At 33.1% G+C, this 15,837-nt stretch carries 13 protein-coding genes and 1 pseudogene; 11 read left to right on the top strand and 3 right to left on the bottom strand.

From position 1 onward, the window contains the following. The first annotated feature begins 261 nt into the window (after positions 1–261). The 11 genes from IPJ23_02440 (at position 262) to IPJ23_02390 (ending at position 13,451) form a co-directional block, all read left to right on the top strand. The gene (locus IPJ23_02440; GenBank protein ID MBK7629576.1) at positions 262–1,911 is read left to right on the top strand and encodes a CTP synthase; all 1,650 of its coding nucleotides are present in this window, start codon (positions 262–264) and stop codon (positions 1,909–1,911) included. Then, complete coding sequence (locus IPJ23_02435; protein MBK7629575.1) at positions 1,908–3,416, top strand: DUF3808 domain-containing protein; 1,509 nt, start codon at positions 1,908–1,910, stop codon at positions 3,414–3,416. The genes IPJ23_02440 and IPJ23_02435 overlap by 4 nt, the downstream gene beginning before the upstream one ends. A 77-nt stretch (positions 3,417–3,493) precedes the next feature. Further along, positions 3,494–4,099: a phosphoribosylglycinamide formyltransferase gene (locus tag IPJ23_02430; protein MBK7629574.1), complete on the top strand. Its 606-nt coding sequence runs from the start codon at positions 3,494–3,496 to the stop codon at positions 4,097–4,099. 37 nt (positions 4,100–4,136) lie between these two features. Further along, positions 4,137–5,654: a bifunctional phosphoribosylaminoimidazolecarboxamide formyltransferase/IMP cyclohydrolase gene (gene purH, locus IPJ23_02425; GenBank protein ID MBK7629573.1), complete on the top strand. Its 1,518-nt coding sequence runs from the start codon at positions 4,137–4,139 to the stop codon at positions 5,652–5,654. An 8-nt stretch (positions 5,655–5,662) separates the two neighbouring features. Continuing rightward, positions 5,663–6,691: a rod shape-determining protein gene (locus tag IPJ23_02420; protein MBK7629572.1), complete on the top strand. Its 1,029-nt coding sequence runs from the start codon at positions 5,663–5,665 to the stop codon at positions 6,689–6,691. Further along, positions 6,691–7,521, top strand: a complete 831-nt coding sequence (gene mreC, locus IPJ23_02415; GenBank protein ID MBK7629571.1) for a rod shape-determining protein MreC — start codon at positions 6,691–6,693, stop codon at positions 7,519–7,521. The genes IPJ23_02420 and mreC overlap by 1 nt, the downstream gene beginning before the upstream one ends. After that, entirely contained in the window at positions 7,521–8,012 is a 492-nt protein-coding gene (gene mreD / locus IPJ23_02410; GenBank protein ID MBK7629570.1) for a rod shape-determining protein MreD, read from the top strand. Before mreC ends, mreD begins: the two co-directional genes overlap by 1 nt. Then, positions 8,009–9,811, top strand: coding sequence for a penicillin-binding protein 2 (gene mrdA / locus IPJ23_02405; GenBank protein MBK7629569.1), 1,803 nt, complete (start codon positions 8,009–8,011; stop codon positions 9,809–9,811). The genes mreD and mrdA overlap by 4 nt, the downstream gene beginning before the upstream one ends. Next, positions 9,801–11,030, top strand: coding sequence for a rod shape-determining protein RodA (gene rodA / locus IPJ23_02400; GenBank protein ID MBK7629568.1), 1,230 nt, complete (start codon positions 9,801–9,803; stop codon positions 11,028–11,030). The genes mrdA and rodA overlap by 11 nt, the downstream gene beginning before the upstream one ends. An 8-nt stretch (positions 11,031–11,038) precedes the next feature. After that, the gene (pyrF, locus tag IPJ23_02395) at positions 11,039–11,842 is read left to right on the top strand and encodes an orotidine-5'-phosphate decarboxylase (protein MBK7629567.1); all 804 of its coding nucleotides are present in this window, start codon (positions 11,039–11,041) and stop codon (positions 11,840–11,842) included. Between the two features lie 133 nt (positions 11,843–11,975). After that, positions 11,976–13,451 carry a DUF2851 family protein gene (locus IPJ23_02390; protein ID MBK7629566.1) on the top strand — a complete coding sequence of 492 codons (1,476 nt, stop codon included), beginning with the start codon at positions 11,976–11,978 and terminating at the stop codon, positions 13,449–13,451. Here IPJ23_02390 and IPJ23_02385 read toward each other — a convergent pair. The 3 genes and pseudogenes from IPJ23_02385 to IPJ23_02375 all read right to left on the bottom strand — a co-directional run bounded on the left by IPJ23_02385 (position 13,448) and on the right by IPJ23_02375 (position 15,779). After that, positions 13,448–14,035, bottom strand: coding sequence for a bifunctional nuclease family protein (locus IPJ23_02385; GenBank protein MBK7629565.1), 588 nt, complete (start codon positions 14,033–14,035; stop codon positions 13,448–13,450). The two genes, IPJ23_02390 and IPJ23_02385, sit on opposite strands and share 4 nt — an antisense overlap. Positions 14,036–14,051: 16 nt before the next feature. Beyond that, positions 14,052–15,020, bottom strand: coding sequence for an electron transfer flavoprotein subunit alpha/FixB family protein (locus IPJ23_02380; GenBank protein ID MBK7629564.1), 969 nt, complete (start codon positions 15,018–15,020; stop codon positions 14,052–14,054). Positions 15,021–15,028: 8 nt separating this feature from the next. Continuing rightward, positions 15,029–15,779, bottom strand: a pseudogene (locus tag IPJ23_02375) (electron transfer flavoprotein subunit beta/FixA family protein). Positions 15,780–15,837: the final 58 nt, after the last annotated feature.

Raw genomic sequence — 15,837 nt, 5'->3', positions numbered from 1 at the left:
GAATAAAACTCTATTATTATGCGTAAAAAATAGGATTATTTTTGATGAATATTTAGTGATTTTACTATCGAATTAGAATCTTTAATATGTTGGATAACTTTGAATGGATTGAAGTGCTCAAGGCTCTGATTGAAGAAGTTTCGGTACTTCGATGTATTTAAGAGGTAATTACAAAAAATATATTAATAATATCTGTTTTAGCGGCAAATCAGATTGGAAATCTTAACAGGTAAGTCTATATTTCTAAGCAAAAAAAATAAAATGTCTCCAAGAAAAAAAGTTAAGTTTATCTTCGTTACAGGCGGAGTAGTTTCGTCTTTAGGCAAGGGAATCACTGCCTCATCTCTCGGTTTACTTCTTAAACAACGCGGCTTTAGAGTCACAATCCAAAAATTTGATCCGTACATAAACGTTGATCCCGGAACTATGAGTCCATTTCAACATGGCGAGGTTTATGTTACTGATGATGGAGCAGAAACCGATCTTGATCTTGGGCATTATGAGCGTTTTCTAGATGTGAATATGACTCGTGCTAACAACACAACTACAGGGCAGGTTTACAACGAAGTTATTACCAAAGAAAGACGTGGAGATTTTTTAGGTGCAACAGTCCAGGTAATTCCGCATATAACTGATGAAATTAAAAATAGGATGTTAAAACTCAGTGAGCTTGGTGAGTATGATATTATTATCAGTGAAATTGGTGGAACAGTTGGTGATATTGAAAGTTTGCCATTTATTGAGGCCATGAGACAATTAATGCTCCAGTTCGGCAGAGCAAACACAATGAATATTCATGTTACGCTTGTACCTTATATTGCTTCCGCCGGCGAAGTGAAAACCAAACCAACGCAGCATAGTGTTAAAAATTTACTTGAGTTAGGAATTCAACCTGATGTGTTGATTTGTAGGTCTGAGAAAAAATTAAGCAGAGAATTGCGCGATAAGATTGCTTTGTTTTGTAATGTTGCTTCCAAGGCAGTTATTTCAGCTTATGATTGCTCATCTATTTATGAGGTCCCTTTAGTTCTGCATAAAGAAAAGTTTGATCAAACTGTGTTAGAAAGATTACATCTGCCTGACAGAAAAAATAATTTAGATAATTGGGAACAGTTTGTTGCAAGTGTAAAAAACCCTATCGAAAAAGTTGAGATAGCGGTTTGTGGAAAATATATTGAGCACATGGATGCATATAAAAGTATTATGGAATCTTTTATACATGCAGGCGCGGAAAATAAATGCAAAGTTGTTGTTCGTCCTATCAGTGCAGAAGCTCTTGAAACTGAATCAGTTGAGAAATTATTAGATGGCGTAAGCGGTATACTTGTACCCGGTGGATTTGGTGAACGCGGTATTGAAGGGAAGATTAAAGCTGTTCAGTACGCTCGTGAGAATGATATTCCATTTTTAGGAATTTGTTTGGGAATGCAGTGTGCTGTTATTGAATTTGCAAGAAATGTTTGCGGAATTAAAAATGCACATAGTTCAGAGTTCAAAAAAAATAAATTCAGTGTTATTGATTTAATGCCAGATCAAAAAAACATTAAAGATATGGGTGCAACGATGAGGCTTGGTGCATATCCTTGCAGCATCAAAGATAAAACACTGGCATATAAAGCTTATCAGAACAATTATATTTCTGAGCGACATAGACACAGATACGAGCTAAATAATAAATATCGAGGCGTGCTAACAGAAAAAGGATTGGTACTGTCCGGATTATCACCAGATAGGGAATTAGTTGAAATGATTGAGTTACCTGAAAAAAAATGGTTTGTTGCTTGTCAGTTTCATCCTGAACTAAAATCAAGAGCTACAAAAGCACATCCTTTGTTTAGAGAATTTGTTAAGGCTTCACTTGCATTATCTTTGTCAAAAAGAAAAGCATACAGAAATTTAAATTTTAAATGAAAAAAGTATTGTTAATAGTAGTTCTTTTCGCATCAGTTACGCCAATTTTATTTTCACAGCAGCTTACTGATAAACAAATTCAGGTAGGATTGGATAAAATTTATAATTTTAATTGGGATGCCGGATTTGAGGCTTTCAATTCAATCATAAAAAAAAATCCAGATGATCCAAGAGGTTATCATTACAAATCAATAATTTTTTTGTGGTACTATCTTGGTAATCTTAATGAAACTAATTTGGATTCGTTTATTTATTTCTCTGACAAATCACTTGAATTAGCTAATCAAAAGCTAACTGATAAAACCACTGCCGATCTTAAATACTTGATTGGTTCTATCTATTATAATAAGTCCATAGCTGAAGCAAGAAACGGAAATTATTTGCAGGCGCTTTGGACAAGTAATCAGATGAAATTAAATTTTGAAGAAGCTGTAAAAATTAAACCTGATTTATACGATGCTTTTTTGGGATTAGGGCTTTACAATTTTGCGCTTTCGCAAATTCCTTCTACCCTTGAATGGGCTGCAAATCTTGTTGGCATCACTGCTGATAAAGAATTGGGATTAACTTATGTTAATAAATCAGTTCAAAAGGGAAAACTTTCTAAAATTGATGCACAGTATTATTTATCGCAACTTTACTCTCGTGTAATTGTTGACCATACTGCTGCAAAAGAATTATTAAATAATCTCGTTAGACGCTATCCAAAAAATTTACTGTTTAATTTTTCACTTGCATGGGTTGAGTATGAATTGAATGATTTGACAAATGCAGAAAAACATTTGAGGTTTGTAATTAATGCCAATGATAGTTTATATCCATTTGTAGTTTCTAACTCAAATTATTTTCTAGGTAATGTTTTTTTTTCGCGCAACCAATTTGATTCTGCAAAAGTTTATTATCAAAATTATTTAAAATTGAGTATAAACGACGACTACAAAGGTATTACAAATCTGCAATTAGGATTGTGTTATGAAATTTCTGGTAACAGAAAAGATGCAATAAAATTTTATGAGACTTCATCTGATGGAAATTCCGATATCGAAGAAGATCTTTATGCTGAGCGTAAAGGAAATGATTTTGAGGATAGGAAGTTAAGCACAAATGAAATTCGATTAATTAAGTTTTCAAATTTGATCAAACAAAATAAACTGGCAGTTGCAAAAGATTCTTTGTTAAACTTTGTTGAAGAAAATAAACTTACAAACGATTTAAAAGCTCAGGCAAGACTCTGTTTGGCTCAAATAAGTTATAAACAGAAAAAATATCAGGAATCTTTAAACTTTGCTGTAGATTGTATTAAAACTGATGTTGAAAATGAAATTTGGGTTCACGCTTTTGCTTATTATATGGGTGCCTGGAATTGTTATCAACAAAAAAAATATACAGATTCTAAATTATTCCTTTTGCAGATAAATGAACTTGATGAATATGATTTTCGAAATTCTTTAGAAAATAAAATTTATACATTACAAAGATTATTGCCTCCTGGTAGCAATAAATAATTTCATTTTGGCATTTCGTTAATTGCTTCTTTTTTATTGAATAACTAATTTTCACTATCAAATCAGGTAAAATTACATTGAAAATCGCTGTTTTTGTATCAGGTAGAGGTTCAAACCTAAGTGCAATTTTAAATTATCCCAATTTGAAAACACTAATTGAAGTTGTGGCGGTAGTTAGTGATAAAACTGATTGCAAAGCTTTTGAGATTGCAAATCAATTTGGAATAAAAAATTTTACAATTGGTGCGGGAGAAGGAAAGATTAGTATTAATAATATTACTCAAGATTTTTTAAATCTTGATGTTAATTTTATTGTTCTTGCTGGCTATCTTAAACTTATTCCAACCGAGTTGATTAAAAATTTTGAGAATCGAATAATAAATATTCATCCTGCGCTTCTCCCATCTTTTGGAGGGAGAGGAATGTATGGAATGAATGTTCATAGTGCTGTTTTTAAATCATCCGTAAAAGTTAGCGGTGCAACAGTACATTTTGTTGATTCAAGTTACGATACGGGAAAAATTATTGCTCAAAAATGTGTTGATATTTCTGATGTGAAAAGTCCGGAAGAGATTGCAGAACGAGTCTTAAAGATTGAACATGAGATTTTACCTACAGTTGTAAAAGCATTTGCTGAAAATAGAGTTAGCATTGAATCGAATAGAGTTAAAATACTAAACTAAGAAGTTGATTAAACTTCTTATCAAGCAGGAAAACGAATTGAAAAAATTAGCCTTACTAAGTGTTTCTGATAAATCAAAGATTATAGAGTTTGCAAACGGCTTGGTAAAAAATGGTTATCAGATAATTGCAACAGGCAATACAGCAAAAGTTCTTTCGGATAATAAAATTGAAGTTACTGAAATAAGTTCCATCACGGGTTTTCCAGAAATTTTTGAAGGTCGTGTTAAAACACTTCATCCAAAAATATTTGGCGGAATACTTTTTAGACGTGATAACGATTCAGATATCAAACAAGCAGCAGATAATTTAATTGAAGCAATTGATATAGTTTGTGTTAATCTTTATCCGTTTGTTAAAACTGTTTCAAATCCAAACTCTACTTTAGATGATATAATTGAGAACATTGATATTGGCGGCCCAAGTTTAGTTCGCGCCTCGGCAAAAAATTATAAATTTGTATCAATATTAACAAATCCTGATCAGTACGATGCGTTTCTTGAAGAATTAAATGTAGGAACTATTTCCGCTGAAACAAGAAGGAAACTAGCTGTAGCTTCGTATTCATATACTGCAAATTACGATACACATATCGCAAATTATTTAGAAAATAAATTTCAAATTGCTCCAACTCATTTTCGAGTTAGTGAAAAGCTGAGTCAATCGTTACGATACGGAGAAAATCCACATCAGAATGCAGGCATCTTTGGAAATTTTGAAGATTACTTTTCAGTTTTTCACGGCAAAGAAATCTCTTATAACAATATTTTAGATTTAGTTGCCGCTGTTGAACTTTGTGAGGATCTTGGAGAAACTTGTTGTACAGTAATCAAACATAATAATCCGGCTGGCGCAGCTATTGGTAAGAATCCATTTGAAGCGTATATTCGGGCATTAAAATGCGATCCTGTTTCTTCTTTTGGCGGAATTGTTGCATTTAACAAACAAGTTGATATTGAAACTGCTGTTGAGCTAAATAAGATTTTTTTAGAGATTGTTTGTGCCCCATCTTTTAGCGATGGGGCATTAGAAGTCTTAAAAAAGAAAAAAGATAGAAGACTTGTAATCCAAAAGAAATCTGTATTAACAGAAGGAAAAATTTATCGTTCAATTCCAGGTGGAATTCTGACTCAGGATTCTGATTCGATTTCGTTGAAAGAAGACGAATTAAAAATTGTTACAGATAAAGCACCATCAAAACAGGAATTGGAAGATCTAAAATTTGCATGGAAAATAGCAAAGCATACAAAATCCAATGCAATTGTTTATGTCAAAGACAAAGCAACCTTGGGCGTTGGTGCAGGGCAGATGTCAAGGATAGATTCTGCTAAGATTGCAGTAATGAAAGCAAAAGAACATGGTTTGGAATTAAACGGATCAGTAGCAGCATCAGATGCATTTTTTCCTTTTGCAGATGGATTACTAGAGATAATTAAATGCGGTGCTGTTTCAGTTATTCAACCTGGCGGCTCTGTACGTGATCAGGAAGTAATTGACGCCGCAAATCAAAATAAAATTTCTATGGTATTTACCGGAATAAGGCACTTTAAACATTAAGAGGAACAATGGGTATATTTGATTTTTTTTCCAACGACATTGCAATTGACTTAGGAACTGCTAATACTCTTATTTATGTAAAAGGAAAGGGAATAGTATTGAATGAACCTTCCATCGTTGCGTTTGACAAAAATTCTAAACGAATTATTGCGCTTGGAAATAAAGCAAAGGAAATGCAGGGAAGGGAACATAAAGAAATAAAAGTTACTCGTCCAATGCGTGATGGTGTAATTGCTGATTTTGAAATCGCTGAGGGGATGATTCGTGCTTTTATAAAACGTGTACACGGAAACGGAGTTATGGGCAGCAGAAGAGTAATTGTTGCTGTGCCAAGCGGCGTTACCGAAGTTGAAAAAAGAGCTGTGAGAGATAGCGCAGAGCATGCTGGTGCAAAAGAAGTTCACTTAATTGCAGAGCCAATGGCCGCAGCAATTGGAATTGGAATTGATGTTGAAGCTCCTGTTGGAAATATGATAATTGATATTGGTGGCGGTACAACAGAAATAGCCGTTATTGCACTATCAGGAATTGTAAATGAAGAATCAATTCGTATTGCGGGCGATGAAATGAATTACGCGATTATGCAGTTCTTCAAAAAAAATCATAACATACTAATTGGCGAAAGAACAGCAGAAGCAATAAAATGTGAGGTTGGTTCAGCAGTTCCATTAAAAGAAGAAATTACAATCCAGGTAAAAGGAAGAGATCTAGTTGGTGGTATTCCTAAAACAACAGAAGTTAGTTCTGTAGAAATTAGAGAAGCCTTAAACGAAGCAGTTGTGCAAATTGTTGATGCTGTAAGACAAACATTGGAAAGAACTCCACCTGAACTTTCTGCAGATATTCTTGATCGTGGAGTAATGTTAACTGGCGGCGGCGCTTTGTTAAAGGGATTGGATGAACGCATTAGAATGGAAACTAATCTTCCTGTTCACGTTGCAGAAGATCCATTAACGGCGGTTGCAAGGGGTGCTGGAAAAGTAATTGATAATCTTAACCACTATTCTAAGGTATTAATTCGTAATAGAAGATATTGATGATTAGATTTTTTGTTTCATTATGGGAAAATTTTAAGGAATATATTGTACTTGTAATTTTATTAATTGTTAGTCTCATTCTCCTCTCACAAAACAATTCACAGGGAATTCAGAAAGTTCGCTCACTAGCATTTGGCACCTTCGCTTCTGTTACTTCCATTTTTACTGATATTTTTAATATCAGCAATCTTAAAATAGAAAATGAAAATCTCAGGAGAACAAATGCTGAGATGATGCTTCACTTGAGTAAACTGCGTGAATATGCAATCGTAAATGAAGATTTAAAAGGATTATTAGCTCTAAAAGACTCTTCAAAATATCCACTCATTTCTGCAACTGTCGTTTCAAAATCATTAACTAAATCACAAGGCACAATTACACTTAATGTTGGTAAAAATCAGAAAGTAAAAGTTGGAATGCCTGTGATAACGGATAAAGGATTAGTTGGAATTGTTTACTCAATTGCGGATAACTATTCCATTGCAAGAACTTTAACAAACGTCGATTTAAAAGTTACAGTAAAAAGTGAACGAACTAGAGAAAACGCCGTAATGAAATGGAATGGCGAAAGATTGGTTATGGTAAACGTTCCCAAAACTTTTAATTTAAAAAAAGGGGATAGAATTGTCACTTCAGAAATCAGTTCAATAATTCCATTTCCTTTACCAGTAGGATTGGTTTACGAAATTGGAAATGTTGAGCAAGGTATTTTCAATGAAATTAGAGTTCATCCTTTTGTTGATTTTCAAAAATTGGAAAATGTTTTTATTCTGGGTATAGTTAAAAGTAAAGAGATCGATGAACTTCAATTTAACTTGTTAAACAAATAATGATTAAACCGCAATATATAATATCCTTTTTACTTTTCTTTCCTTTCTTGTTGATACAAACTACAATAATTCCGCTGCTTGCCATTGATACTGTGATCCCGGATCTCATTCTTATTCTGCTGGTTTATTATTCCATTACGCAAGGACAAATTTATGGATCTATTTTAGGATTTATTTACGGTTTCTTGTTTGATATAATTACAGGGAGTTTATTAGGAAGTGCAATGATTGCTAAAACTTTCGCTGGTTTTGCAGCAGGATATTTTTCATCTGAAAACAAACAAGATCAATATTTAATTTCATATAACTTTGCATTAATTGTAATGCTTTCGTCTTTTATTGATTCCACAATCAGTGCATTCTTTGCCTCATTAAATTTTACATCAAATATATTTATGATTTTCTTCAAGTATGCTTTACTGCCAGCTATCTACACATCAGCAATCGCATTGATGGGAATGATATTTTATCCTAAGAAGAGGTTGTTTTGAAGTCGGTCAATTTCGCTTCAATAAGCCGAAGAACGTTTATTTATGCGTTTGTGGTAATTTTATTCGGAATACTTTCATTTAGACTATTTCAAATGCAGATACTTAACCAAGAATCTTATGAAGAAAAATCTGCCGACAATAGTATTAAAGCAGTTGAGCAAACTCCTTTTCGTGGAGTTTTTTATGATCGAAATTTAAAAGTTATAGTTGATAATATTCCTGCCTATACTCTGCGAATAACTCCTGCTGATTATGATTCAAAATTAAATCCTCTAATAGATAAGATAATTGGATCAGATTCAGGATTCGTTGCCTCGATTTTGAAAAAGAACCGGATATATTCTAAATACGTTCCCATTAGAATTAAACGAGGAATTGGATTTGAAGTAGTTTCATGGTTGGAAGAAAATCAAGAAAATTTGCCAGGTGTTGATTTTATTGTTGAAATGCAAAGAGGTTATCCAACTGGTATAAAAGGCTCGCATTCATTTGGTTATACAAAAGAAATTTCACCAAATCAGTTGGATAAAGAAAAAGATTATTACATCCCAGGTGATTATGTTGGGCACAATGGTATTGAAAAACAATACGAAAAAGATCTGCGTGGTGTTAAAGGTTTTAACTATGTACTGGTAAATTCTAAACGGAAAGAAATCGGCAAGTACAAGGATGGAAACGAAGATAAAAATTCCATTAAGGGAAAAGATCTTGTTTTATCTTACGATGCGGATGTTCAAAAAGTTGCTGAAGAACAAATGATTGGCAAGCGCGGAGCCATTGTTGCCATCGAACCAAAAACCGGTGAGATACTTGCATTAGTTAGCGCTCCGGATTATGATCTAAATCAATTTTCTTATGTTACTTCGAGAGAATTTTTGCAGCAACTTTATAATAATCCGGATAAACCCTCTTTTAATCGAGCAACAATGTCTTTAAAACCACCTGGATCAACATTTAAAATGCTAGCAGCTATAGCTGCGTTAGACTTAGGCATAATTGATGAGAATACAACCATTAACTGCGGTGGTGGATTTACATTTGGCAGATTTTTTAAATGTCATGGTAATCACGGATCAGTAAATGTTGTACATGCCATAGAAAAATCCTGTAATAGTTTTTTCTATCATCTTATCTATAAAATTGGTTTGGATAAGTGGAAAGAATATGCTCTAAAATTTGGGTTTAATTCTGAAACCGGAATTGATATTGGTGAAGAGTCTGAAGGTTTTATACCAGGCGAAGATTACTACATTAAAAGATATGGTGAAAAGTGGCCAAGAAGTATAATGGCAAGTTTAGGAATTGGACAGGGCGAAGTTAGTGTTACTCCATTACAGCTTGCTAAGTATGTTGCATTAATTGCTAACGACGGATCATCATATCAACCGCATATTGTAAAGGGATATCTTGATGATAAAACAAAACAAATTATTCCTTATAAATTTCCAGAAATCAAAACAGGAATAAAAAAAGAAGTATTTGATATTGTAAAAGAAGGAATGTTCCTTGTTGTAAATGGATCAGGAACTGCAACTCATATTAAAATGTCAGATATAAGTATTTCAGGTAAAACTGGTACCGCTCAAAATCCACATGGCAAAGACCACGCATTATTTGTTTGTTATGCCCCTTCTGATAATCCCCAAATTGCAATTGCTGTTGTTATAGAAAATGTTGGATTTGGAGGAACATATGCGGCTCCAATTGCAAAGGCAATGATAGAAGCTTATCTAAAAAAAGACAGTCTTAAACAAAAAGAAAGTAATCAAACAATTGCTGGTGTAAATCTTGAGGATTGATTATAAACTTAGTGATAAATTTGATTTCGGAATATTTGTTCCAGCTGTACTTTTAATTGTTATTGGTTTAACAGCAATATTTAGTTCAACATTTAATCACCCCACCATGAGTGGAAACTTTAACAGACAATTAGTTTTTAGCTTTGTAGCTTTCTTTGTTTTCTTTATTACATATTCTCTTCCTACAAATTCCTTTAGAATGATTACGATACCTTCATATTTATTTTCCCTCTTGCTTCTAATTGTAGTGATAATTATCGGAAGAAAAGTTTCTGGTGCTAGAAGTTGGCTAGATTTAGGCCCATTTGGATTTCAACCTTCTGAGTTTGCAAAGATTGGAACTGTGCTCGCTTTGTCTGCGTATCTTAGTAGAAAAAATACGGATATAGATTCATTTAAAGATATTCTGTTAGCTCTCGGAATAGGATTTGTCCCTGTAATGTTAATTTTATTGGAACCAGATATGGGTACAGCAATTGTTTTTTTAGGAACAATATTAATATTAATCTTCTGGAAAGGCATAAGTCTTTTTGGTTTATTTACTGTTTTATCACCTGGTTTTGTAGCTATAGCTGCAATTTTTGGATTCTATTATTTCCTTGCTGCCTTGATTTTGGTTTTAGCAATGCTGATACTTTTTCGTAAAGATGTTTTTTTTAGCGGATCTATTTTTGCACTTAATCTTGGAGCTGGGTTTTTTACAGATTATCTTTATAACGCATTAAGTCCCCATCAACAAAAGAGAATTCAATCATTTATAGATCCAAATACTGATCCTCTTGGCGCTGGTTATAACACAATACAAGCTAAAGTTGCAATTGGATCTGGTGGATTATTCGGTAAAGGTTTTTTGCACGGTAACCAAACGCAATTACAGTACATACCCGAACAATGGACGGATTTTATTTACTGCGTAATTGGGGAAGAGTTTGGATTTATTGGTTCGATGATCGTTCTCATTCTATTTGTGTATTTGTTCCTAAGAATATTAAAAATTGCCTCAACTACTAAAGATGAGTTTTTAAGCTTAACTATAATAGGGATTCTTTCGATTTACATTATCCATTTTTTAGTTAATATTGGAATGGTGGTTGGGATTTTACCAGTTATCGGAATCCCACTTCCATTTGTTAGTTACGGTGGAAGTTCATTGTTAGTTAATATGTTTATGCTTGGTATTATTGCCAATGTTCATAAAAACAGAAAAAATTATACTTAAAAATAATTATGACATCACAAGAAAAAATTATAAAAAAAAATGATGAGGGCAAATTTATTTGTGTTGGATTGGATACAGATAAAAATAAAATCCCATCATTTCTTAAAGATGACCAGGATGGTGTTCTTAAGTTTAATAAATCTATAATTGAAGCCACCAAAGATTATGCGGCTGCATATAAAATAAATTTTGCATTTTACGAGCAGGCAGGTTCGGATGGAATAAATGAACTTGAACGAACTGTAGAATTAATTCCACATAATATTTTATCCATAGCAGATGCTAAACGCGGTGATATTGGAAACACTTCTGAAATGTATGCTAAATCAATTTACGAGCATTTTAGATTTGATGCGGTTACTTTGCATCCATACATGGGGAAAGATTCTTTGCAACCTTTTTTAGAGTTTACGGATAAAATGAATTATGTTTTGGTACTAACATCCAATCAAGGTGCAAATGATTTTGAAAAATTGGAATTAAAAGACGGAAAATTCTTGTATCAAGAAGTTTTACACAATGTAAAAGAATGGAATAAAAAGAATAATTGTGGAATTGTTTTTGGTGCTACAAAAATTGAGGAATTAAAATCTAACATAAATAATTTTGGAGATTTATCGGTTCTGTTGCCAGGTGTTGGTGCTCAGGGTGGTAGTTTGGGAGAGGTTAATAGTGTTTTTAATTCCTCAAATCGAAAAAATTATTTAGTAAATGTTAGTAGGGGTATCATATACAAAAGTTCAGGTGAAGATTTTGCAGAAGCTGCTCTAAATGAAATAAATTATCTTAACAGTTTAAGCAGAACTGATTAGATTATTTCCCTCTGTATTTAATATATAATTGCTACTAAATATTTCTCTTTAGTTAAGCCTAAAAAAGTAATACATTTGAAACAGTAAAAGCAAAAGTACTTTTAATATTGTAAAATTCTATTCAGGGTAGATATTGAAAAACAATCCTAAAATTCCAGAAGAACTTATTTACAAAATATGGGAAGAACGGCGAATTGATTCTTCCCTTACTACTGCCGATGGATTATTAATTGAAGTAATTGATTGTGGAGTTAGAAATAATGATGAAGCTGGCCCGGATTACAGGCATGCCCGAATTAAAATTGGAAACCTAACTTTTACTGGCGATGTTGAGATAGACACATTACACTCCGATTGGAAAGCCCACGGACACAATTTAAATCAAAGATATAATAAAGTAATTCTGCATACTGTTCTCTCTAACGATTCATCATATCCATTTGTTATAACCCAAAGCGGCAGAAAAGTTCCCACACTTTCCTTAGAGCGATATTTATCATCTTCGATAAAACAAAATATTGAAAAGGATTTAAAAGAAATCCAATCTGATGATGAAATCAAGATGCCATGCTCTCAGTTAAATCACACCATTGAACGAAAGGTTAAATTAAATTATTTGAAAAATCTTGGATTACTAAGATTTAGAAAAAAGTGTGAAAAAAATATTGAGCGCCTTAAAGAATTAGTTGTTTTGGATCAACTACAGATTAAAGAACCAAAAGTTTATCACGATTTTCATAAAGAAATATCTTCTCGAGAATTCACCCAAAATGATTTTGAACATTTAGGATTATGGCAGCAGCTTTATTATGAACAATTGTTTGAAGCACTTGGTTATTCTAAAAACAAAGAGGTTATGTTAAAGTTAAGCAGAGCAGTTGATATTAAATTCTTTAAATCAGTTACTGATCTATCCAGAGAAAAGATTGAAAGTGTTCTTTTTCATGTTAGCGGATTGTTCCCCGATGTGGTTGATATTCCGAATGAAGAAACTTCAGAATACATAAGAAACAGCTTTGATTTATGGTCTACTATGAAGAATAGTTATGATTCCGGCTTAATTAATAAAAACGACTGGAACTTTTTTAAAATGCGTCCTCAAAATTTTCCAACTATTAGAATTGCTGCTGGAGCTCGACTTCTTGAAAAGATAATTATTCATGAACAAGTCATCCGAATGATAAATTTGTTTAAAGAGCATAACGAAGTTAGTAAACTAATTACAAAACTTAGAAATGAAATAATTATAAAAGGTGAAGGTTATTGGGCGGGCCATTACAATTTTAATAAAGAAACAAAAACTAAATTAAATTATTTTATCGGACTCGGTAGGGCTGATGAGATTATTATTAATATTATCCTTCCAATATTTTCGGTTTATTTTGAAATACAAGGGAGTAAAGAACATTCCCAAAAAGTTTTGGATTTGTACATAAATTATTATCAAAAAGAGGGTAATCATCTCGTTGATAAAATTAATGATACGCTTGGATTAAAGAATGAAAAATTCCGAAGTGTTTATTATCAAGGAATGATTGATCTATTTAGAAATTACTGCATTAAAAATAAATGTATGGAATGTGAAATTGGCAAACAGGTTTTTAACTAATTATTCTGTGATAATCGTTTAATATCGTCTCTAAGTTTTGCTGCTCGCTCAAACTCTTCACTTTCCAAAGCCTCTCTTAATTTATTTTGCAATGCGGCAAGCTGTGCTTCTTTTGATAGTGGCTTTTTATCAGATTCAAAATCACTATTTACAATACCTGGAATATCACTTTCATCAGAAGGGATAAATGCAGCTGAACTCATTACCAATTCATTTACATAAATAGGGGCAAAAGTACGCACAGCCAATGCGATTGCATCACTTGGCCGTGCATCAATTTCGTTAGTTAATCCTGAAGACTCTAAAACAATCTTTGCGTAAAAAGTATTTTCTTTTAATTCATTCACTACTATTTCAATGACATTTGCTCCAAGATTATCAACCAGAGTTTTTAATAAATCGTGAGTTAATGGTCTCGGTGGTTTAATTCCTTCCATCTCAAGAGCAATAGCTTGTGCTTCAAATGCCCCAATGATAATTGGTAATCTTCGTGAGCCTTCAATTTCTTTTAATAAAATTGCATAAGCCCCACCCGTCGATGGATTGGTTGACAATCCTAAAATTTCACACTGAATTTTATTCAATTACTCTGCCTAAAAATTATGAACGAATTTTTTTTATCTCTTCAGTAAGAACTGGTAAAATTTCGAAAACATCACCTGCAATGCCATAATCTGCAACACTAAAAATTGGAGCGTCTTTATCCTTATTGATTGCCACAATATATTTTGACGTTGACATTCCGGCAAGATGCTGGATTGCTCCTGAAATTCCACAAGCGAAATAAAGAGAAGGGGAGACAGTTTTTCCTGTCTGACCAACTTGTTCTCTGTGAGGTCGCCAACCTGCATCTACAACCGCACGAGAAGCACCAACTGCAGCACCTAGTGAATCTGCTAGTGATTCGATAAGATTAAAATTCTCTGGTCCCTTCATTCCTCTTCCGCCTGAAACAATTATATCAGCTTCGGCAACATCTAATTTGCCTTCGGATTTTTTAAATGAAACAACTTTAGATTTAAGGTTTGGAGAACTAATCTCTTTTGTTTCGATAGCTGCATTTACATCTTCAGATACTTCAGTTTTAAATACATTTGGTCTGAGAGTAAATACTTTTACATCAGACGACAATTTTACTTTTGAAAAAGCTTTTCCAGCATAAATTGGACGAGTTGCAATAATCTCTCCGGATTCTACATCAAGAGAAACACAATCAACTATACATCCTGAATTGAGTTTAACAGCCAATCTTGGTGCAAGGTCATTCCCAAGTGCAGTATTTCCAACTATCAAACAAACTGCGCCAACTTCTTTTGCGTAGTTGCTGATTGCTTCTGTGTATCCGCTTGAAGTATAATTTCTAAACTCAGAATTTTTTAGAAGAACTACTTTTGAGATTCCATATTTAAATATCTCATTAAGATTATTTATTTCATTCCCAACAGCAACCGCTTCAACTTCCAGATTCAATTCTTTAGCCATTTTTGATGCGACACTTGCTGCTTCAAAAGAAATTTTTTTTAAAAAACCTTCTCTTTGCTCTAGGATTGCTAAAATTTTATTTGCCATAATTTTACCTATATAACCTTTGCTTCTTCTCTTAATAATTTAACTAACTCTGCCACTGCGCTGCTATCAGTTCCCAAAATTCTACCCGGCTGTTTTGAAGCAGGTAGATTCATATCAAGAATTTGTGAATAGTTTGGAGATTGTGCCGCAGGTTTTTCTGCGATAGTTTTTTTCTTTGAAGCCATAATTCCTTTTAACGAAGCATATCTTGGTTCATTTAATCCTTTTTGCGTGGTGATAATTGCAGGCAATTCTGTTTCCACAACTTCTCTTCCACCTTCAATTTCTCGTTCGGCAGTAATTTTGGAACCATCTAATTTAAAATCAACAACAACAGGAACACAATTGTAACCCAGTAATTCTGCTGTTACCTGCCCGGTTATCGAATTATCAAAGTCAACTGATTGTTTTCCAAAAACGCAATTTCACATCCAAGTGATTTAATCTCATTTGCGAGTGCGTGTGCAATTCCAAAAGAATCTTTTTGTGAATCATCTTTTAATAAAACGCCTTCATCAACACCCATTGCAAGTGCTTTGCGGATTGAATCTTTATTAGCATCACCACCAACGCTGATTGCATAAACTATAGAATCGCCGCCAATTTTTCTTTAGTTTTAAGTGCCTCTTCAACTGCAAATTCATCATAAGGATTGATGATATAGGTAACACCGGTAGCATCAATAGCTTTTCTATCCGCTCCGATTTTTATTCGTGTAGCAGTGTCTGGTACATGACTAACACATACTGCTATTTTCATTTAACCTCCGTAAAGTTCTTAGTTTTTAATACAAAAATATAAAGAGACGGTCCTCTAA

Source organism: Ignavibacteriales bacterium, assembly GCA_016709765.1.
Lineage (GTDB): Bacteria > Bacteroidota > Ignavibacteria > Ignavibacteriales > Ignavibacteriaceae > IGN3.
The sequence above is the reverse complement of the archived record's forward strand: the minus strand, read 5'-3'. Positions and strand labels throughout refer to the sequence as shown.